This window comes from Arcticibacterium sp. SM2516 (genome assembly GCF_057914865.1).
On sequence record NZ_CP195290.1, the window covers coordinates 2,383,427 to 2,405,237 of the forward strand.

Annotated in this window: 17 protein-coding genes; all 17 read left to right on the plus strand. The window is 38.4% G+C overall.

Annotated features, from left to right (window positions below; genetic code table 11):
- Positions 1–133: 133 nt before the first annotated feature.
- The 17 genes from ACSBFT_RS09880 to ACSBFT_RS09960 all read left to right on the plus strand — a co-directional run bounded on the left by ACSBFT_RS09880 (position 134) and on the right by ACSBFT_RS09960 (position 21,811).
- On the plus strand, positions 134–1,525 hold the full coding sequence (locus tag ACSBFT_RS09880; RefSeq protein WP_489604479.1) for a sulfatase-like hydrolase/transferase: 1,392 nt from the start codon (positions 134–136) through the stop codon (positions 1,523–1,525).
- Entirely contained in the window at positions 1,522–2,925 is a 1,404-nt protein-coding gene (locus ACSBFT_RS09885) for a glycoside hydrolase family 28 protein (protein WP_489604480.1), read from the plus strand. The genes ACSBFT_RS09880 and ACSBFT_RS09885 overlap by 4 nt, the downstream gene beginning before the upstream one ends.
- A gap of 6 nt (positions 2,926–2,931) precedes the next feature.
- On the plus strand, positions 2,932–4,470 hold the full coding sequence (locus tag ACSBFT_RS09890) for a sulfatase family protein (RefSeq protein ID WP_489604481.1): 1,539 nt from the start codon (positions 2,932–2,934) through the stop codon (positions 4,468–4,470).
- A gap of 67 nt (positions 4,471–4,537) precedes the next feature.
- On the plus strand, positions 4,538–5,791 hold the full coding sequence (locus tag ACSBFT_RS09895; protein ID WP_489604482.1) for a glycoside hydrolase family 117 protein: 1,254 nt from the start codon (positions 4,538–4,540) through the stop codon (positions 5,789–5,791).
- Positions 5,792–5,851: 60 nt separating this feature from the next.
- A complete protein-coding gene (locus ACSBFT_RS09900) occupies positions 5,852–7,990 on the plus strand; it encodes a hypothetical protein (protein ID WP_489604483.1) in 2,139 nt (712 codons plus the stop codon).
- A gap of 28 nt (positions 7,991–8,018) precedes the next feature.
- The gene (locus tag ACSBFT_RS09905) at positions 8,019–9,554 is read left to right on the plus strand and encodes an alpha-L-fucosidase (RefSeq protein ID WP_489604484.1); all 1,536 of its coding nucleotides are present in this window, start codon (positions 8,019–8,021) and stop codon (positions 9,552–9,554) included.
- An 88-nt stretch (positions 9,555–9,642) separates the two neighbouring features.
- The gene (locus ACSBFT_RS09910) at positions 9,643–10,899 is read left to right on the plus strand and encodes a glycoside hydrolase family 117 protein (protein ID WP_489604485.1); all 1,257 of its coding nucleotides are present in this window, start codon (positions 9,643–9,645) and stop codon (positions 10,897–10,899) included.
- Between the two features lie 142 nt (positions 10,900–11,041).
- Positions 11,042–13,342, plus strand: coding sequence for a sulfatase-like hydrolase/transferase (locus ACSBFT_RS09915; protein ID WP_489604486.1), 2,301 nt, complete (start codon positions 11,042–11,044; stop codon positions 13,340–13,342).
- A gap of 138 nt (positions 13,343–13,480) precedes the next feature.
- Complete coding sequence (locus ACSBFT_RS09920; RefSeq protein ID WP_489604487.1) at positions 13,481–15,340, plus strand: FAD-dependent oxidoreductase; 1,860 nt, start codon at positions 13,481–13,483, stop codon at positions 15,338–15,340.
- Complete coding sequence (locus ACSBFT_RS09925) at positions 15,340–16,383, plus strand: hypothetical protein (RefSeq protein WP_489604488.1); 1,044 nt, start codon at positions 15,340–15,342, stop codon at positions 16,381–16,383. Before ACSBFT_RS09920 ends, ACSBFT_RS09925 begins: the two co-directional genes overlap by 1 nt.
- Before the next feature lie 316 nt (positions 16,384–16,699).
- Complete coding sequence (locus tag ACSBFT_RS09930) at positions 16,700–17,005, plus strand: hypothetical protein (protein ID WP_489604489.1); 306 nt, start codon at positions 16,700–16,702, stop codon at positions 17,003–17,005.
- A gap of 388 nt (positions 17,006–17,393) precedes the next feature.
- Positions 17,394–17,780 (plus strand): VOC family protein, encoded by a 387-nt coding sequence (locus ACSBFT_RS09935; protein ID WP_489604490.1) that lies wholly within the window; start codon positions 17,394–17,396, stop codon positions 17,778–17,780.
- A gap of 156 nt (positions 17,781–17,936) precedes the next feature.
- Positions 17,937–18,233 carry a hypothetical protein gene (locus ACSBFT_RS09940; protein ID WP_489604491.1) on the plus strand — a complete coding sequence of 99 codons (297 nt, stop codon included), beginning with the start codon at positions 17,937–17,939 and terminating at the stop codon, positions 18,231–18,233.
- 6 nt (positions 18,234–18,239) lie between these two features.
- On the plus strand, positions 18,240–18,722 hold the full coding sequence (locus ACSBFT_RS09945) for a YdeI/OmpD-associated family protein (RefSeq protein ID WP_489604492.1): 483 nt from the start codon (positions 18,240–18,242) through the stop codon (positions 18,720–18,722).
- A 425-nt stretch (positions 18,723–19,147) separates the two neighbouring features.
- Positions 19,148–20,575 (plus strand): bifunctional metallophosphatase/5'-nucleotidase, encoded by a 1,428-nt coding sequence (locus tag ACSBFT_RS09950; protein ID WP_489604493.1) that lies wholly within the window; start codon positions 19,148–19,150, stop codon positions 20,573–20,575.
- Between the two features lie 94 nt (positions 20,576–20,669).
- The gene (locus ACSBFT_RS09955; protein ID WP_489604494.1) at positions 20,670–21,245 is read left to right on the plus strand and encodes a Crp/Fnr family transcriptional regulator; all 576 of its coding nucleotides are present in this window, start codon (positions 20,670–20,672) and stop codon (positions 21,243–21,245) included.
- Positions 21,246–21,325: 80 nt separating this feature from the next.
- On the plus strand, positions 21,326–21,811 hold the full coding sequence (locus tag ACSBFT_RS09960; protein WP_489604495.1) for a GlcG/HbpS family heme-binding protein: 486 nt from the start codon (positions 21,326–21,328) through the stop codon (positions 21,809–21,811).

A 21,811-nucleotide genomic window follows, 5' to 3' on the forward strand; every position in this document is an offset into this window, starting at 1 on the left:
TCCGAATAAAACTATTTGGAGATAATATAGTATTATGTTTTGCTAGATTTTAAAATATGATTGCTTTTCCGACTGTCTACCTTTGAAGAGTTATTAAAACCCTGAAAAATTAAAGCAAATCATAACATTAGCCATGAACAAGTTAAGTCTGTTAACATTTCTTTTTCTTCATTTATTAGCGACCAATATCATGGCACAGAAAGAGAAAATCAAACCAAACATTATTGTGATTTTAACAGACGACCAAGGCTGGGCTGATGTTGGATTCAATGGCTGTACAGACATACCAACGCCAAACTTAGACAGGCTCGCTAAACAGGGTGTAATTTTCAGCAATGGCTATGTTTCTCACCCCTACTGTAGCCCTTCTAGAGCTGGGCTTTTAACAGGAAGATATCAGGCTCGTTTTGGACACGATTGTAACATGCCATACCAGCAAGAAAACGATGCCACTGTAGGTACGCCGCTATCTGAAAAAATGATACCCGAGGCACTTAAACCTTTAGGATATAGAACAGCTGCCATAGGAAAATGGCATTTAGGAGACCATCCAGACCTCCACCCCACAGCTCAAGGCTTTGACCATTGGTTTGGTTTCCCAGGTGGTGGAATGAACTATTGGGGCGTTGCCAAAGACCCCCTACAAACCATCTACAGAAATGGAATGCCAGTACCAGAAAAAGAACTCACCTATCTGACAGATGATTTCACAAAAGAGGCTATTACCTTTATCAAAGAAGACCGTCAAAAACCATTCTTTATATATCTAGCCTATAATGCTCCGCATGCCCCAGACCATGTCACTAATCAATATTTAGAAAACACCAAACACATAGAATACGCCGGTAGAAATATTTATGCCGCTATGGTAAACGCGGTGGATGCTGGTGTGGGTAAAATAGATTCGACCCTGATAGCCAATGGGCAGAAAGAGAATACCATCATCGTTTTTTTAAGCGATAATGGCGGCAGAATAGAACATGCCGATAACCGACCATTCCGTGGCCATAAGGGCATGTTGTTTGAAGGCGGCATTAAGGTTCCTTTTTTCATCACTTACCCTAAAGAACTTTCTGGAAATCAGACCTATTCTGAAATCGTCAGTTCGCTAGATTTATTCCCAACATTCTTAAATGCTGCAGGTGGGTACGCCCAGCAAGAGAAACAGTTAGACGGTGTCAATTTAATGCCGTTTCTGAAAAACAAAACACCGTCTAAACCACATGAAGAACTATTCTGGAGGTCGGTTGGTGGTTTTGAATATGCCGTAAGAAAAGGCAACTACAAACTTTATAAAAGTGCCTATAAAGAAAAAACAATGCTTTTCGATTTAAGTACAGACCCATGGGAAAAGCAAGATATTTCTGACACCAAAGCTGCCATCATTGCCAATCTAGAAAGTGATTATAAGATTTGGGATTCCCAAAACATGCCGCCACAGTGGTTTGACCCTCATGCTGAAAACGTCATAAAAGAAGAAAAAAACCTGAACGCTGAACTTCTAAAAGCACAAAAAAGAAAATGATGAAATACTTCAAACTTAGGGGCCTACTTATTCTTTTCACTTTAACTTTCTTGGGAGCTAACGCTAAAGATTTCAATGTCATGGACTTTGGGGCAAAAGCCAATGGCATAAACAAAGACACCAAAGCCGTGCAAGCTGCCATAGACGCATGCACTCAAGCAGGGGGCGGAACAGTACTGATTCCTTCTGGAAAAACGGTGCTGATTGGAACCATTTATCTGAAGGACTTTGTAACACTTAGAATAGAAAACGGTGCTACACTTTTGGGCAGCCCAGACATAAACGACTACACCACAGACACCCACAAAAACAGATATAAAAATGAACCACACATGGATCGCTGTCTGATTTTTGCAGAGAATGTCAATAATTTCAGACTAGAAGGAAATGGCACCATAGACGGAAACGGCTATGTCAAAAACTTCACTAATAAAATTGGGCGTCCGATGCTCATTCGGTTTCTGAACTGTGAAAATATCCAAATTCGTGATTTATCCATTATCAATCCCGCCTCATGGACCTCCGCTTGGTTGTTTTGTAATAATATTTCGGTTTCTGGAATACACATAAAAAGTAGGGTAAATAATAATGGTGATGGACTCGATTTTGACGGTTGCACCAATGTGCGGGTTTCAAACAGCTCTTTTGACACCAGCGACGACTCCATTTGTTTACAAACTTCGCGTGCCGACAAACCATGTAAAGATATCGTAGTGACCAATTGCACTTTTACCAGCAAATGGGCAGGCTTGCGTATAGGCTTGTCTTCAAGGGGTGATTTTGAATCTGTAACCGTAAGCAATTGCACTTTTCATGATATAGATGACTCTGGTCTAAAAATACAGATGAACGAAGGGGGCGAAATGAAAAATATGATTTTTTCTAACCTCATAATGAAGAATGTCCCGCGACCTATTTTTATGACTTTTTGCCAACAAAGAGCAGGTGTAGAAAGCCCCATAGAGCTTTTACCCATGAAGGCCATGCACCACTTCAACTTCAATAATTTCATCATAGACAACAGTGAATTAGACAAAAATTCGGGCATCATCATAACCGGAATGCCAGGACATGACATTGGCGACATCGTGCTGAACAACATACAAATGACAGTGGCAGGAGGCGGCTCGAAAGCCGATGCTTCCAAAACAAATATTAATGAATTTACACCTGAAGTATTGGGCAACTGGTGGCCAGAATTTACGCTGATTGGCACTTTGCCAGCCTATGGAATTTATGCCCGTCACGTTAAAAACCTTCGTATAAATGGGTTTTACATTGAAACCAAAAGCGATGACCAAAGATACCCAATTGTGCTGGACGATGTAAAAAGCGGCACTTTCCATGAATCACAAAGCAATCAGGAATTCATTAAAGAAACCACCATTCTCAGAAAATAAATAGCCATGAAAAAAACATTAAACTTATTACAATTCATCGTTCTATTGGGCATTTCATTAAGTGCTTACACTCAAAAGCCAAATGTCATTGTAATTTATACCGACGACCACCGCTATACAGGTGTTCATGCACTTGGAGGACAAGATGTTAAAACACCTGCTTTGGATGAGCTTGTAGAAAATGGTGTTTCGTTTTCAAATGCCTACCTCATGGGTGCTTTTCACGGAGCGACCTGTGCACCCAGCCGTGCCATGTTACATACAGGTAGAAATTTATTTGAACTTCAGGGACAAGGATTTTCAATTCCCGAAGAGCATAAAACATTAGGAGAAACCTTAAGAAAGGAAGGATACTATTCGCACATCATAGGCAAATGGCATCAAGACAAAGAATCCTTGGTTCGCTCATTTAACAGTGGTTCTAAAATAATGGGAATAGGACTTTATCTGGTTGATCATTTCAGAATGCCACTGTGGGAGTTTGATGGAGACCCTTCGCAACTAGAACCCGAAAATGCTTTTTTGCTCAAGTATGACAAATCGAAAAACATTACGAAAGGGCCTTTTGACAAGGCCATGAAAAAAGGACCAATTGCTAATGAAGATGAAGGACCACATACTTCCGAAGTGTTTGGGACGGAAGCCGCTAAGTTTTTGAAAGAATATAACAAGAAAGAGCCTTTCTTCATGTACCTAGCTTTCCACGCACCGCATGACCCAAGACAGGCACCTCAAAAATACAGAGACCTATATCCTATAGATAAAATGCAGCTAACGCCCTCTTATCTATCCGTTCATCCTTTCGATAATGGTGACATGACACTCAGAGACGAAGCTCTTGCCGCATGGCCAAGAACCGAAGCTATCGCGAAGCAACAACTCGCTGACTATTATGCCATTATCACGCATCTAGACGACCAAATAGCTAGGGTAGTTACCGCATTAAAAGCGTCAGGGAAGTACGAAAACACGATTATTGTTTTCGCAGGAGACAGCGGATTGGCCGTAGGAAACCACGGATTGATGGGAAAACAAAACCTCTATAACGAAGACGGAATTCACATTCCATTGATATTTTCAGGTGGTGCAATTAAGCAAAAAGGAATAAAAACAGATGCCCTGGCTTATAACTTTGACATCTACCCAAGCATCTGTGATTTACTAAAAATAAGCACTCCAAATTCTGTTTCAGGCAAAAGCCTTTTGCCCATAATTAACAACCCCAAACAAGAAAATAGAGAGCACCAATACTTTGCTTACAAACAGTTTCAAAGAGCCTATCGCAAAGGGGACTACAAATTAATAGAATATGTAAATGCGAAACACTTGGACAAGGAAAACGGCGAAGTAGTACGAGGATCACGCGTAACACAATTGTACAATATCAAGAACGACCCCTGGGAAGTTAACAACCTCGAATTTATGGAAGAAAATCTAAGCTTAGTTAAAACGCTACAAAACGAGATGCAAACAGAAGCAAAAAAACTCGGTGATTATAAGACCATTAGAGAAGGTGAACAATACAGCTTTTGGGATTTTTATTAAAAAAAAGAAGTGAATTCAACCTTTCATAATCCTAAAGTAAAAACCTAATCTTCAACACCCTGAACTTATGAAATTGACACCAAAACTAGTTTTATATATTTTCTTATTGGCACAATTTGCTTGTACCACTGAAGAAAATACAACGACTGAAATACAACAAGTTTTTCCTCACAAAATGCCTGAAGAAAAGCCAACATTCGCTATGAGTGCTGCCACCGAGCGGATGTTTGATTATCCGGCCACACGAGTACATGACAATGAATTATTTTCACAATTTAAGTACACCAAACTGAAGGGTCTAGATTATCATAATGGCGATGGTACTATTTCCAGACGAGATCCTTCTAGACCAATATTAGTGGATGGTAAGTATTATATCTATTACACCAAAAGAGACACTAAAGTACCTCCAATAGGCGTAAATAGCGTTAACGAGGCCACCGATGAAATACCATCTACCGATTGGGATTTATGTGAGATTTGGTATGCAACAAGTGTAGATGGCATCACTTGGGAAGAAAAAGGAATGGCTATTCCTCGACCAGCCAAACCAAAATCAGGATGGAGATCCGTTGCAACACCAGATATATTAGTTTGGAAAGGCAAATATTATCTCTATTACCAAGCATTTAATGAACCAAGCGGCCTCAAAGGTGATTGGTGTCCAGTTTCTGTTTCTTATGCCGACTCACCAGATGGCCCCTGGATTCATGGCGGAGACGAAATAATTCCGTTCGGAAAAAAAGGGGAATGGGATCAAGATGCCACACATGATCCTCAACCTATCGTTTACAACGACAAGATTTACATGTACTATAAAGCAGCATATAATAAATGGCCTAAAATTCGAGACAAATATGCCGTTGCACATGGTTTGGTTACAGCTGACAATCCTCTGGGACCATTTATAAAGCATCCCTTAAACCCTGTTTTAACTTCGGGTCATGAGACCACCTATTTCCCGTTCAAAGGCGGCGTTGCTGCACTTGCCATAAAAGATGGCAATGAAAGAGAAACCATGCAATACTCCGAAGATGGCGTAAACTTTAAAATCGCATCAGTTCTGTCACTTACACCTACAGCAGCTGCCCCTTTTACTCCTGATGCTTTCACCAATACAAAGGATGGGCGAGGAGTCACATGGGGCTTATGTCATTTCATAAACGCAGGGGAACCGGGCAAACAACACTCCATTATAGCAAGATTTGATTGTGATTTAAGTCTTGATGATAATGATCCATTTTTTAAGAATACTGGCGTTTGGCATAAGCCCGATGTCTACTTTGATCAGGGAATGGGTTCGCATCAGCGGTCGAACTAAATGACTCCCTTATTACATCTGCACTCAAACTATAAAGCGTTAAGTATAAACAAGACAAGAATGAAAATAAACGAATCTAAAAATAGCGTAAAAAAGTACATCATTGGTCTGCTGCTCTTTACCACATTTGCTAGCATAGCTCAAAATGACCTACCACAAGTGGCTTTTGCGAATAGTCAAATAGGTATTTACAATAAGTCATTGGGATATCAATTTGAATATATTTTGGACAGTGAAAACCTAACAGAGCAAGCTTACAAAATCGCTGTCGATAACAAAAATGTAAAGATATTTGGTGGTGACGCTCGTGGACTTCTATATGGCGGACTAGAAGCTGCTGAGCAATTAGAGCTTTATCAAAAACTAAGTCCAGCTGAGGGAAAACCTTTCCAAAAACAACGTGGCGTAAAATTCAATATTCCTTTAGACGCCCGAACTCCAAGTTATGACGATACGGGTGATGCGGCTCAAAATAACATTCTTGAAATGTGGAATTGGAATTTTTGGTCTGAATACCTCGACAAAATGGCTATCAACCGCTACAACGTGATTACATTTTGGAATCCGCACCCATTTCCTTCAATGATTAAATCAGAAAAATATCCTGATGTAGCCCTGGACGATGTCTTTGTAACCACCTTAAAACCAATTGGTATTGAAAATGAATGGGCTGAGCCGCAACTCGTCAGCAGTAATGTTTTAGAAAATTTAAAACTGGTCAAAAAAATAAGCATTGATGATAAGATTGCCTTTTGGCAAAAACTCATGCAATACGCGAATGACCGAGGAATTGATGTCTATTTTATCACTTGGAATATTTGCCCAAACAGTGTAGCCAAAGCAGTAAAGCCTTTTTACAGAACTTATAATATCAAACTCTGGGACGAGCCACTAGGTAAACATGGTATTAGCCATCAAATAAATAACCAAGCGGGTATTGATTATCAGAGAGACGCAGTAAAAGAGTTTTTACTAACCTATCCTTTACTTAAAGGAATAGGCGTAACTGCTGGTGAACACATGAATCAAGACACCTTGGGCTGGAACCGTGAACGCTGGCTTTGGGAAACTTATGGTGAAGGCATTTTGGATGCTAAAAAAACGCAACCAGAGCGGAAAGTGAATTTTATTCATCGCGTATGGAATTCCAATATGGATTTGATTATGAAATATTGGGACCAATATCCCGATAATTTCGATGTCAGTTTCAAATATGCCAAAGCACGACTTTTTTCATCTCCAGACATTCCATTTGCAGACGAGCATGTGGAGCAAATGAAGAAGTACGGTCTAAAGTCTTGGTGGAATTTACGAAACGATGACATTTTTGTCTTTAGGTGGGGAAACCCAGAGTACGTGAGACAATTCATTAAAAACTTTCCACCTGAGAATACAACCGGTTATTATGTCGGCTCCGATGGATATGTTTGGGGCAAAGAGTTTATTAGCAAGCATGAAGAACTGAGTGGAGAACTTGAAATCAATAAGCATTGGTACAATTTCATGCTTTGGGGAAGGCTAGGTTATGATAACGAACTAAGCGATACCTTTTTTAAAAGTAAAATAGCCAAAAGACATGCTAATCTACCATCAACTGAACTGTATGAAACATGGAAAACCGCTTCTAAAATAATACCATTGGTAAACGTGTTTCATTGGCGAGATTGGGACTTTATGTTTAGTGCTGAATCTGGATTAGGAAAAGCCGATACCGCATCGTTTAGGACGGTTATAGACTTTATGAATAATCCTACCATGCTTGGGCAAAACATCCAAAGCCCAATGGAATACGCCCAAAGCGAAAAAAACATTGGCAAGACTCCTTTTTCAGTTGCAGCTGATTTACACAACTGGGCTGATGCTACCTTAAAAAGTGTAGCTTTTCTTAAACTTAAGGCCAAAACAACAGAAGAGAAAGTGCTTTTAGATGATTTATCCTCCATGGCACTTTTAGGGAAATATTATGCTGAAAAGATAAAATCCGCTACAAATTTGGCTGTATATGCCATTCAAAAAACAGAAGAAAACAAAACTAAAGCCATAAAAGAAGCTACAGAGGCATTAGCATATTGGAACCTATATGCTGAGCTAAGCTCCTCTAATTACAAACCACAAATGATGGCCCGAACTAACCTCATGGACTGGAAAAAAATAACCGAAGATGTGGCGAAGGACATTGATTTGGTCAAAGAATTTTAACTGAATTTATTAATACCCAACCTTAAAAATGAAAAATAAATTAATCTCATTGGCATTTTGTCTCACATTAGTGAGTTCATTAATGGCTCAAGAGAAATTTGAACCTACACTAGAGTCCTTTGAAAAAAACTACCAGTTCCCTGAATGGTTTAAAGACGCCAAATTTGGTATTTGGGCACACTGGGGACCACAGGCTGTACCACGAGAAGGCGACTGGTATGCCAGAAAAATGTATCAAAACAGAATTCATAATAGAAAGAAAGATACTTATATAGACACTCCTGAAAGAGTCTATTCATTGCACCAAAAACGATACGGTCACCCTTCAGAATTTGGTTTTAAAGATATCATTCCGCTTTGGAAAGCAGAACGCTTCGACCCTGAAGCGTTAATGAAATTATACAAAAGAGTGGGTGCAAAATACTTTGTGAGTATGGGAACCCACCACGACAACTTCTTTCTTTGGGATTCTAAAATACATCGATGGAATTCCGTAGAAATGGGTCCTAAAAAAGACATAGTAGGTTTATTTCAGGCCGCAGCAAAAAAAGAAGGCTTGCGTTTTGGCATTTCAGAACACTTAGGAGCCAGTTATACTTGGTATCAGCCAAGTCATGGAGTTGATAGAGACGGCCCTTATGCCGGTGTACCATACGATGGAGCCAATCCAGAATTCCAAGATTTGTATCACCCAAAGACAGACTCTACGGACAAAGATTGGTTGACAAACAATCTTGCAAATCAACAAAATTGGCTTGCGAGCATTAATGAAGTAGTAGACATGTATCACCCTGATTTACTGTATTCTGATAGCGAATTACCTTTTGGGCAAATAGGAAGGAAAATGTTAGCCAATTTTTACAATGGAAACATAGCCCATAACAACGGAAAACTTGAAGCTGTGTATAACTGCAAACATGGTGACCCCAACCCAATGTGGGTAAAAGACATTGAAAGAGGAAAAGCCGAAGGCATTAGCCCCTATCCATGGCAAACCGACACTTCAATAGGTGATTGGTTTTATAAAACTGGGCAAGCCTATAAGTCAGGCAAAGACGTGGTGCAAATGTTAGTTGACATTGTAAGTAAAAACGGAAATCTACTGCTGAATGTAGTTCAAACTCCAGAAGGAGATTTGGAGCCAGACGTTTTAAATATTTTAGAAGAAATAGCAGAATGGACCAATATCAACGGTGAAGGAATCTATGGCTCACGCCCTTGGAAAGTATTTGGTGAGGGGCCTGCAATGACGAAAAAAGCAGCAAAAGGCCTTCATGAAGGAATCAGTGATGTCAACAATATTCCTTTTACACAAGATGACTTTCGATTTACTTCAAAAGAAAACAGCATATATGTGTTCTGTTTGGCACAGCCAAAATCCGACATCAAAATTGTGTCTTTGGCCAAAGGCTCTTCACTTTTAGATAGAAAAATTACCGCTGTGGAGATTCTAGGCGTAAAAAGCAAAGTAAAATGGAAGCAAACCGCTGAAGGTTTAATCATTACAAAACCAGTCAATTTGCCACTTTCGCATGCTACCACCATTAAAGTGGATTTGAAATAAGAAATAAGGGGTCAATTTTAGAACGAGATTGACCCCTTATTTTAAAAAACTAAACCGGATTATTTTATAATTCTATTGACGAATAAAGATGAAAAGAATAGCACTCGTCTTCATGATAGGAAGTGTAATAATGACTTTCAAAATAACTAAAGCACTAGGCCAAGGTGGGTTTCCGTACATACTACCTAAAGAAAAGCCCAACAGAGAAATGAGTGCTGCCATGGAGCGTATTTACGACAATTATCCCGCACCAAAACCAGAAGACAACGAACTCTTTAGTCAATTCAAATACACCGAAATTAAAGGCCTTGATTACCACAATGAAGACGGAACCATTACTCGCAGAGATCCTTCCAAAGTGATTTTTGCCAACGGTAAATACTATGTTTGGTATACACACAGAAGCACACTCGTACCACCTCAAGGTGCCGAAAAATCAAGTGATATCATTCCTTCTTCTGACTGGGATTTGGCAGAAATTTGGTACGCCACATCCACAGATGGCTTTACATGGAAAGAAGAGGGAGTTGCCGTAAAAAGACCAGAAAAACCACTGGTAGGATGGCGTTCTGTAACCACACCAGACATTTTGGAATGGAAAGGAAAGTATTATTTATATTATCAAGGATTTATGGAAGCCAGCGGAAAACGAGGAGACGACTGCCCAGTGGCTGTTTCTTATGCCGACTCCCCAGATGGACCATGGACTGCATATAATAAAATAGTAATACCTAACGGTGCTGAAAATGAATGGGACCATTTCTCCATACACGACCCCTACCCGTTAGTGCATAATGGCAAAATATATCTGTATTATAAATCTGATTTTGACAGAAACCCGAATTGGGTAAGAATGCAGGGTTTAGCCACATCAGATAATCCCTTAGGACCATTTACCAAAAACGCTTTAAATCCAGTAATTACCTCCGGTCATGAAACATCTTTGTTTCCTTTCAAAGAAGGTATTGCAGCATTGGTTTATAAAGATGGTAACGAACATAATACCATTCAATACGCTAAAGACGGGGTAAACTTTAACATAGCTGCCATTACCGAACTCATGCCCTATGCAGCAGCACCCTATATTCCAGATGCTTTTACAGACACCAAAGATGGACGTGGCATTACTTGGGGTATGGCTCACTTTATAAACCAAGGTGGTAAAGAAAACCTCCATGCTGTCTTAGTAAGATTCGATTGTGATTTGAGTCAAGATTTACATGATGAGCAGATGAAAGAGCACCGCTTAAATCATAAACCTGATGTATTTTACAGACAAGGATTAAGCAGTAAGCAATTGGAAAGGGTTGCAACTGAAAATGCTAAACTTAGGAATGAAAAGTAGCCATTTCTAGGCCCGATGCAAGATTGATCAACTCAAATTCATTTAAACGACCTTTGAGCGTGTTTAACTTAGAGCTATAGCTGTAATATTTTATATTTAACAAACAAGAGCCTTTGTACCCATTGAAAGAAACTAAAACCCTATGAAAAAGAAACTAATGAATTGCATTAACAAAGCTGGCACCTTTTGCAGCTTGATTTTCATTTCCCTTCTGAGCTGCTCATCCTTTTTAGGTTTTGCACAGGAGCCCACCGTTGATAAAATGCCAAACATTGTCTTAATCATGGCTGACGATCTAGGGAAAGAAGCCTTAGGAGCATATGGAGGGACCTCTTACAGAACTCCGGTTTTAGACAAAATAGCTTCTGAAGGGGCACTTTTTAACCATGCCTATGCCTACCCTTTGTGCACACCCACCAGAGTGAGCTTAATGACGGGTAAATACAATTTTAGAAATTGGCAGGCATTCGGAATTTTAGACCCTGATGAAAAGACGATTGGCCATCTAATGCAAGAGCAAGGCTACAAAACTTGTATAGCAGGAAAATGGCAATTGCAGAGTTACGATCCTCCAGGATTTCCTGGCTCAGACCTAAGAAGAGGTAAAGGCATGACCATAGAGCACGCGGGTTTTGACGAATACGCCATGTATCACACCGCACATACAGAAGACAAAGGAAGCCGATATGCCGACCCTATGATTTATAGCGATGGCCGCTTTTTACAAGACACGCACAATCAATACGGACCAGACCTATTCGTCAATTTCATCAATGACTTTATGGAAAAGAATGTGGATCAGCCATTCTTTGTTTATTACCCTATGGCCCTCACGCATCCCCCATTTAATATAACGCCAGATAGTAAAACATGGGATAATGCCAGCAAAAGACTTTTAGAAGATAAAGCAAACTTTGGCGACATGGTGGAATACGCCGATAAGCTGGTAGGCAAAATCATAACACAATTAGAAGACCTAGGCATTAGAGACAACACATTGCTCGTATTTTATACAGATAATGGTACTCATCAAAGTATTATTTCTATGAAAGGGGCAAAAGCCGTACAAGGAGCTAAAGGAGAAATGATTGACAATGGCACTAGAGTACCTTTAATTCTTAACTGGCCAGGAAAAATTCAAAGTCAAACGTCTGAGCAAATGGTGGCTCCGAGTGATTTCATCCCAAGCATTTTTGATGTCATTGGCAGAAATATGCCAAAAGATTTCTACACAGACGGCAGTAGTTTTTGGCCTGAAGTTTTAAATAAGAAGAAAGATACTAACAGAAGAGACTGGGTTCTAATAGACCATAATCCAAGACCCGGATGGGACAAAGAAAGCATTATGCCGTCCAGATTTGTAAAAGGCAAACGCTATAAGCTTTATGATGACGACCGATTTTATGATATAGAAAATGATGAATTGGAGCAAAACAAACTTGCCAACCTTTCCTCAGACAAGCTAAAAATCAAAAAGCAGTATAGTCAAATTTTAGATTCACTAAGGGCTTATCGGACTTTTGGAGAGCTTAAGGTTTTTGACCCTAGTTTTTATAAAACTGTACCTGCCCATACCAAAACAGAAGTTTTAGGCGAAGGGTTCTCCTGGATAGAAGGACCCGTTTGGGTAGAAGAAAAGCAAGCTTTATTGTTTTCAGACGTACCAAGAAATGTCATTTATAAATGGACAGAAAGCAAAGGCATAGAATTGTTTCTAGAAAAGTCTGGCTATACAGGCTCAAAAAAAGGTACAGGCAGTAATGGGCTTGCTGTAGATAATAATGGTCAGCTACTTATTTGTAGAGATGGCGATAGGGAAATTGCTCGTCTGGCCAGTTCCTACGACTTTCCTGTTCCAGTTTTTCAGACTTTGATAGATAATTACCGAGGGAAGCGTCTAAATAGCCCAAATGATTTGATAGTAGACAAAAAAGGAAATATCTATTTTACTGACCCTCCTTACGGCATGGATCCTGATATAAAGCCAGATTTAGATTTCTTTGGTGTTTATAGATTAAACGTAGACGGAACAGTGGATCTCCTTGTTGAAAACTTGAGTAGACCTAACGGCCTTGGGCTTTCACCAGATGAAAGTAAGCTCTATGTGGCCAATTCGGCCAATGCACAGTTTATGGTTTATGACTTAGAAAAAGGAAGCTTTCCCATGAAAGGGAAGCTGTTTTTTGATGCTAAAAAATTAGTGGATGAAAGTCTAAGTAAGCAACAACCAGACGGCTTGGACATAAACAAAGAAGGAATTATTTTTCTTGCTGGGCCAGATGGAGTTTTGATAATTGACCCTTCTGGAAAACATCTAGGTACTATTTATACAGGAAAAAAGACCTCTAATTGTGTTTTGTCTCATGACGAGAAAACACTCTACGTCACCTGTGATGATTATATTTTAAGGGTGGTTTTGGGATATGCATACAAACAGAAATAATCCCAATCCATGAAATACATTTTTCATAAAAACAGTTGACCAATTTTCCTTAATGAAAATCAAATGCCACATTTTAATATTTTTGTATCACATGTCAATAAAAGTTTCGCCAAATTGACTCAAAAATTCAACCCAAGAATGAGAAAAATACTATTTCTTTTACTGTTCTGTCCATTTTTTGCAGACGCACAAAAACATACCACGCTATTCATTGAAACCGAAAGCTTTCAAGATAAAGGAGGTTGGGTGATAGACCAGCAGTTTATGGATGTCATGGGCTCTTCATTTCTTATGGCTCATGGAATGGGCATACCCGTAGCAGATGCTTCCACCAAAATATCATTCCCCAAAAAAGGGAAATATCATGTATACGTACGCACCAGAAACTGGTCTTCTCAATGGTCACAAGCCGATGCGGCAGGGCAGTTTCAGTTAGCTATTGATGGCAAACCTTTGGCTAAAATTTATGGTAATGAACATGCCAACTGGGCATGGACGGATGGAGGAGAAGTAAGTATATCTAATCAGGAGATAACACTTTCACTGAAAGACTTAACAGGTTTCAACGGTCGCTGCGACGCCATCATTTTCACAAATGACCCTCAGTTCAAACCTATTGAAGACGTAAAGAAACTAAGTACATTCAGAAATAATTACTTCGGGTTTGACAGCAATCCACGAGATGCAGGAGAATTTGATTTCGTAGTGGTGGGTGGCGGAATGGCGGGTACTTGTGCTGCTATATCAGCCGCAAGAAATGGAGTTAAAGTAGCCTTAATTCAAAACAGACCTCTACTTGGTGGCAATAATAGCTCAGAAGTTCGTGTGCATTTAGGAGGTAGAATAAACCTAGAGCCCTACCCTGCTTTAGGGAATTTGGTTAATGAAATTGGTCCGGATGAGGGTGGAAATGCCCAACCCAAAAACTACTATGAAGATGACAAAAAACTAAACGCGGTTTTAAACGAGCCCAACATTTCACTTTTCTTAAACCATCATGCTAATAAAGTAGAAACCGAAAACGGTACTATCAAAAGAGTATTTGCAACCAATATTGAAACAGGTGAGAAAGTAATTTTCAAAGCACCGCTTTTTGCTGATTGTACAGGAGATGGCACCATTGGCCTTTTGGCAGGAGCAGAATTTATGACAGGCAGAGAAAGCAAATCAGTTTATAATGAACCTACCGCACCCGAAGTAGGCGACAACCTGACCATGGGTGCGTCTGTGCAGTGGTTTTCAGAAAAGAAAGACCATGCCGTAACTTTTCCTGAGATTAAGTGGGGAATGGAATGGGACGAAGCAAAATCTGAAGAAATTACGAAAGGTGACTGGGAATGGGAAACAGGAATGGGTCTTGATATGACCTTAGACTTTGAGCAAATTAGAGATTACGGCATGTTGGCAGTATATTCCAACTGGTCTTATCTTAAAAACAAATCTGTCAACAAAGACAAATTCCAGAATGAAAGCATCCGCTGGGTAGCCTATATTGCGGGTAAACGAGAGTCGGCACGATTAAAAGGAGATTATGTGTTGATAGAACAAGATTTGACGGAACGCCGTGTGTATCCAGATGGCACCGCACCTACCTCATGGACCATTGATTTGCATTATCCAGACCCTGAGAATTCAAAATTATTCCCTGGAGCCGCTTTTAAATCCATTGCGAAACACATCAAAATTTACCCCTACCCTATTCCTTTCCGATGCTTGTATTCGAAAAACATCAATAACCTCATGATGGCTGGTAGAGATATTAGCGTATCGCATGTGGCTTTAGGAACGGTTCGTTTAATGAGAACAGGTGGCATGATGGGTGAGGTACTTGGTATGGCGGCATCCGTTTGTATAAAAGAAAACACGAATCCTAGAGGCTTATATCAGAAGCATTTTGACCAACTAGAAGCTTTGATGATAAAAGGTGTAGGAAACCCAAATATTCCGGATACTCAAGATTATAACAAAGGTGGTACACTGATGGAAACCCAAAATTAATGAGACTGATTTCTTCCATCTTCTTCTGTCTTTCTTTTTTGATGTATGACCATCAAGAAAGAGTAGATTTTGAGGTCAACATGGAAAATGGCGGCCATTTCAAGGTTATAGCTTTAAAAGACGAACAAGGGCTATTAGATAAATATAGAGCAAACATTGTGGCCCCTGTCTGTGAAGATAGGGTCTGCTATGATGTCAACCTCATTTTCAATTGGAACCTTATTGGTGAATTCATGGATTTTGAGATTCTCTCCAGCGAACCTTTAACCAAGTTAGATCACATTCCATTTTCTCCGAAAGACTATCAAAGGCTTCAAGGCATTTTAAAAAACCAAGACCTTAATTTCGTTAAAATCCCTGCCGAAGAATTGGTAGTAAAGTCTGACCAACCGAAACTGGATGGCTACTCAGGAGCCACCAAGGAAACGGTCAAAAAAGAAGTGATAGAAGGGGCACTTTATACTTGTTATACGCTCTGGCATATTGCAAATGGTGCTGTGGTGGACTCCATAAAAAACAATACGAGTTTGGCTTTAAACAAGGAGCTTATTACCAAAATTATAAACCAAAGGAGTCAAACGAATAATTACTTTCTAATCAATCATTTAGACTTTAAATCTTATCAAGAGAATATCGAGGCTATTTTGGATTTAATGACCGAAAGCAAAGGCTATTTTAGCAAAAATGCTTTTGAAAAAATTCCAGAACCACTTTTTGAATCAAAACCAGTACAGGATTATATCATTGCCAATTATACGGAACTAGATTATTACACCCAAAAGGCCGCTCTTAAAAAGTTAGAAAAAGTGAAGCATCATCCTAAACTAAGCCAGTTTGTGATTGGGCAAATAAGGATTGATAATACCTTTCAGAATCAAAAACTGATAGCCCTAGTCCTTTCTCAAGTAGAGAGAGAAAGTTTCTTGGAACTGGTGGCTAAGCTCAAAAAATATAAAATTCCTGTATCTGATGACAATTTAGTGGAGATTCAAAAAGCAAACGAAGCTTACCTGCTTAACATTTCTGACCTTCAAAAGCTGTAGTAAAACTAAGCTTCCCTACCTGAATTCCTTCAAGCTCTATAGGCTAATGCAATTTTTAGCTAGAGCAGTCCTTTATAAGCAAGCTTCTAATGACCGTAAGTCTCAAAAAAACAGCTACGCAACTGTTTTAAGGCTATCCAGACGTACGTTACTAAAATTTGGAGCAACTTAAAATAGCCTATTGGTCTTTATGAGAGATTTCCATATTTTTGATAAGAACACTAGCTTCTAGGAGGTGAAAAAATGTTTGGTGACGAGTATTACCTATGCCGACCGTGAACCAAATTAGAAGATTGATAAGTATTAACATTTATCTATGACAAAGAATGCATTATCTCAGCAAGAGATCGCTCAATTATTCTCAAATGGGAAATTCGAAGACACTTTTGACTTTTTATCTAAAAATATCGTTTGGAAAATCATCGGTGAATCAGAAATAAAAGGAAAACCTGATGTGATATCCGCTTGCGAAAAAACATCACAATACTTCAGTTCTGTTGAAACTAATTTTGTGACTGAGGCTGTCATTGTCGACAAGAATAGCGTGGTCGTCACAGGCTCTGCAGCGTTTATAAAAGAAGGAAAAAGAATCAATTTCATTTCGGCTTGTGATGTCTATTAGTTTAATGAAGAGAACTTTGTGGAAAATATTTCTTCCTACTGCATTTCTGAAAGAGCTAAAGAAGATTGAAAAATAATTCGCTAATTTAGAATACTAAAATTATGGAATATGACTGACGCTCAATGGATAAAATATGTTCAAGCTATGGAGCAAAATTTTAATCATACCGTAATTTCTAATAAGATCTGTAATACAAAAATGATGACTAACGATTGGATATTGGTCGACAGCCAGAGCGGCATAATATCTCATGAGAGAGATTTTAAAGTACTAGAAGGGGGTTTATGCTTAAGAAATTTGAGGGTAAATCGTTGTTTTCTTAACACATTTTAATCTCGTAAAATGCTAATTCAACAGTGAAATAATAAGATAACCAAAAAATAAAACTATGAAAAATCAAAATCCAGTCGTTTGGTTCGAAATTTATGTGAATGACATGCAAAGGGCAAAAAAGTTTTATGAGCAGGTGTTTGAGACCACATTAACCGAACTGCCCAATCCCACTGATGATGGCTCAGAAATGTTTGCTTTTCCGATGGATATGAAATCAGAAAATCGAGCTTCTGGCTCATTGGTAAAAATGGAAGGTTTTCCGTCCGGTAACAATAGTACAATTGTTTATTTCATGAGTGAGGATTGTGCCATAGAAGAAGCCCGAGTAGTTAAAGCAGGTGGAAGTATTTTTAAATCAAAAATATCTATTGGGGAATACGGGGCTATGGTTCTAGCGAAAGATACCGAAGGGAATATGTTTGGCATACATTCCATGTCTTAAAAAGTAACCCTAAAATATGAACTCTAATCTGGTGATAATAATATCCAGAAACGCTTCTTAAAGACAGCATTTAAATGACAGAAATCGATCATATAAACAAGCCATTACCACTTCGTATGAGGCGGAGAAAATAGCAACATTGCACTTCTAGAAAAGGTGCCTCATAAAGATTTCCGAGTTGCCAATAACGGATTTATGGGTACCTCCGGCGTGACTATTATAGACTATCTGAATAAAATTAAAAGTGGTGATTTTGGTGGCCTTCCAAGAAAGATGAAAATCGAGCAAATAGACCAATGCGGCATCATTGCTTCTGTAAAATTAATTATTGAAAGCTCCGAAAATGATTTTGTGTCTTATAATTCATTGGTCTTGGATGAAGAAAACAATTGGAAACTAATCCATAATTTGGCTGTAGTACATGCAAAAACTAAACATACTGAAAACATTTGACCAAGAATGCTTGAGTTCAAAGCTAAAATAGAGCTGATTGGCATTAATCCGTTTGTATTCGTGCCTGAGGACCTCTTGAAAATAATATTCAAACAATCTGGAATGACCAAAGGCCACATTCCTGTTAAAGGCGAGGTTAATCAAAAACCTTATCTCCAAACCTTGGTAAAATATAAAGGTGATTGGCGTCTATATATCAATATGGTCATGCTCAAAAATTCCCCTCAAAGAATCGGTGAGATAATTCATCTAAGTATTCAATTCGATCCTAAAGATAGAAGCATGGAGCCTCATCCATTATTGGTGACTGCCTTGGCAGAAAGTCCGGAAGCTGAAATAGTTTTTGAACATTTGTCCACCTCTAAGCAACAAGAGATAATACGGTATATTTCTCGGTTAAAAACAGAGGAAAGCGTGGTAAAGAATGTGCAGAGAGCCATAAATTTTTTAAACGGGAAAGAAAGATTTTTAGGAAGAGCAAAACCATAAAAATAATCCTCTGAATAGTATTTATCACCAAAATCATAACTTCTTTGACCTTTGTATCATGGATTTTGGATTTTAACACTACCGGATACGATTCAAGAACAAGTAAACGATGGTTCGGTGTTTAATGTAGGAGAGCTACCCCTCCATTTACTTGCATGAACACAATAGATTAATCCCTATATATCAGCGAATTGACCAATACCACAAAGACATCGACACCCTTGTTATGCCACCTGTGAATGCCACTAATTTTAATGGATAGAATTGGAATACAATGGAATTTGTATATCATCGTATTATAAAATACCTTGAAATAAAAAAAGCTCATAACATTACATAATGAACCCACCTCCCCGTAGGTTTGGGTAATAAAACGCCCTTAATAATCAGCTAAATAAGTAATATCACGCTATAACTATTATTTTATGAAAATAGATTTAGTATATCTCAACGACGTGCATGGTTATTTAGATTTGCATTCAGAATTGTTTTATAATAACAATGAAGAAATTATAGAATCGGTAGGAGGATATGCACGGATTGCCACGCTTTTGAATGGCATTAGAGAAAACAATAAAAACACCTTATTATTTGACGGAGGCGACACCTTTCATGGCACTTTACCAATAGTCGCTTCAAAAGGGCAAGCATTAATTCCAATACTTAATAAACTTCAATTTAATGCTGTGGTGGGCCATTGGGACTTTGGATATGGTCCAGAGCAGCTGAAGAAATTGCTATCTCAACTTAACTATCCCATGTTGGGAATCAACGTCTATAAGGAAGATGGAAGTCTTTTTTTTAAACCCTTTCTTAAAATAGAGATTGAAGACTTGAAAATTGGCATCATCGGAATCTGTTCTGATATAGTGGATAAGACCATGCCGAAGCATTTTAGCAAAGGGTTAAGATTTACCAATGGCATTGAAGAGCTACCTTCCTACATAACTCAACTCAGGGATGAAGGGTCAAACTTAATTATGGTACTCTCACACAATGGTTATCCGCAAGACATGTCTATGTTAGAAAAAGTGAGTGGTGTAGACGTTTGTTTAAGTGCCCATACGCATAACCGACTGTATGAACCTTCTATGGTCAATAATACTATTCTGATTCAATGCGGCTGTCATGGTTCATTCCTAGGGCATCTCAAACTAGACATTAAAGATAAATCAATCAAAAGTCATGAATATAAATTAATTAAAGTCGCACCAAGCCTAGTGCCTGATAAAGAGATAGCCGCATTAGTTTCAGATGTTCTTCAACCATACGCTGAAATGAATAAAAATATTGTAGGAGCCACTTCCGCCACTTTACACCGGTATAATACCTTAAATTCTTCAATGGATAACTTGTTGTTGTCTGCAGTTAAGTTTGTATCCAATGCTCAAATTGCTTTTTCAAACGGTTGGCGTTATGGTGCTCCCATTGATGCGGGAAATATTTCTGAAATGGACTTATATAACATTATCCCGATGAATCCACCCGTTTCTACCGTTGACCTAAGCGGCAAAGAAATTATAGACCTGTTAGAGGAAAACTTTGAACGTACTTTCTCCTCTGACCCTATGAAACAAATGGGCGGCTATGTTAAAAGGTGTATTGGATTAAGCGTAAATATTAGAATTGAAAACCCTGCTGGCTATCGCATACAGGAAATATATTTTAATGATAAACACCTTGAGCTAGACAGCTATTATTCTGTAGCTTTTGTAACATCCCAAGGTGTGCCAAATCACTTAGGGAAAAACCGTCAGGAGTTGAAAATTAAGGCTGTGGAAGCCATGATTAGTTTTTTAGATAAACATCCACTGTTTACAAATCAAGTTGGCAATACGTTTAATTTAGTTTAACCCGGTTTATGCATTTGAAAATCGTAATAAGTTTTAAAATAGAATAAATCAGTCATTTAAACGAGATTAGCAGACGAAACCTTAATAAAAAACAATGTCCTACAGTTTACTAAAACAAAACATCAACAATCTTGTGGAGATGTCAGAAGAAGATATTGACCTTTTTACAAGTTATTTTAAACCTCGAAAACTTCAGAAAAAAGACTTTTTATTGAGACAAGGCAATGTATCCAAGTTTGAAGGCTTTGTTGTTGAAGGTTGTTTTAGGGTGTTCACTATCGACGAAAAAGGCAACGAAAACACATTATATTTTGCGGCAAGTGATTGGTGGTTAATGGATATTGATAGTTTTATGAATCAAACGCCCTCCAACCTTAATATTCAAGCTTTGGAAGACAGTAAAGTACTCATCATCAATAGGACGGATAAACTTTTACTTTACGAAACCATCCCAACAGTAGAAAAACTATTTAGGGTAATGTTTCAAAAAGCATTGGTGGCATGGCAACGCCGCTTAGTAAGTAACCATTGCCAAACAGCCAAAGAACGATACCATCTTTTCATAGAAACATATCCGCACATCGCCTCAAAATTGACAGACAAACAAATAGCTAGCTACTTAGGTATTACTCATGAGTTTTTAAGCAAAATCAAAAAAGCTTTGAATTAATTATTCGGTGTGTTGAACTTGTTCAACTTTTTTATCATCTCTCTTCAAGACATTTGCATCATTAAAAATGTAAATCGGAGATGAAAACAAGACCACAAAGTCTATTCTACATACTTATATTAATCCTTTTAAATACGAGTGCCGTTTTCGCTCAAGTGTCAACGGATATTTCACACGAAAATGCATTAAAAGCATTACTAGCTGCAAAAGAAAAAGCAGAAGAGTCAAATGTATTAGTAAATATTGCTGTAGTGGATGCAGGGGCCAACCTAAAAGCATTTATAAGAATGGATGATTCCTATTTAGGGAGTATAGACATAGCCATAAAAAAGGCAAAAACATCACGATACTTTGACATTAATACAGGTGATTTAGGAAAACTATCCCAACCAGGAGGTATTATTTATAATATTGAATTATCCAATAACGGTCTTATAACTTTTCCGGGAGGTGTTCCAATAAAAAATGAAAACGGAAAAATTATTGGAGCCATTGGCGTAAGTGGCGGAACCATTGAACAAGACCATCTAATTGCTTCAGCAGGGGCAAATTCAATTAATAAATAA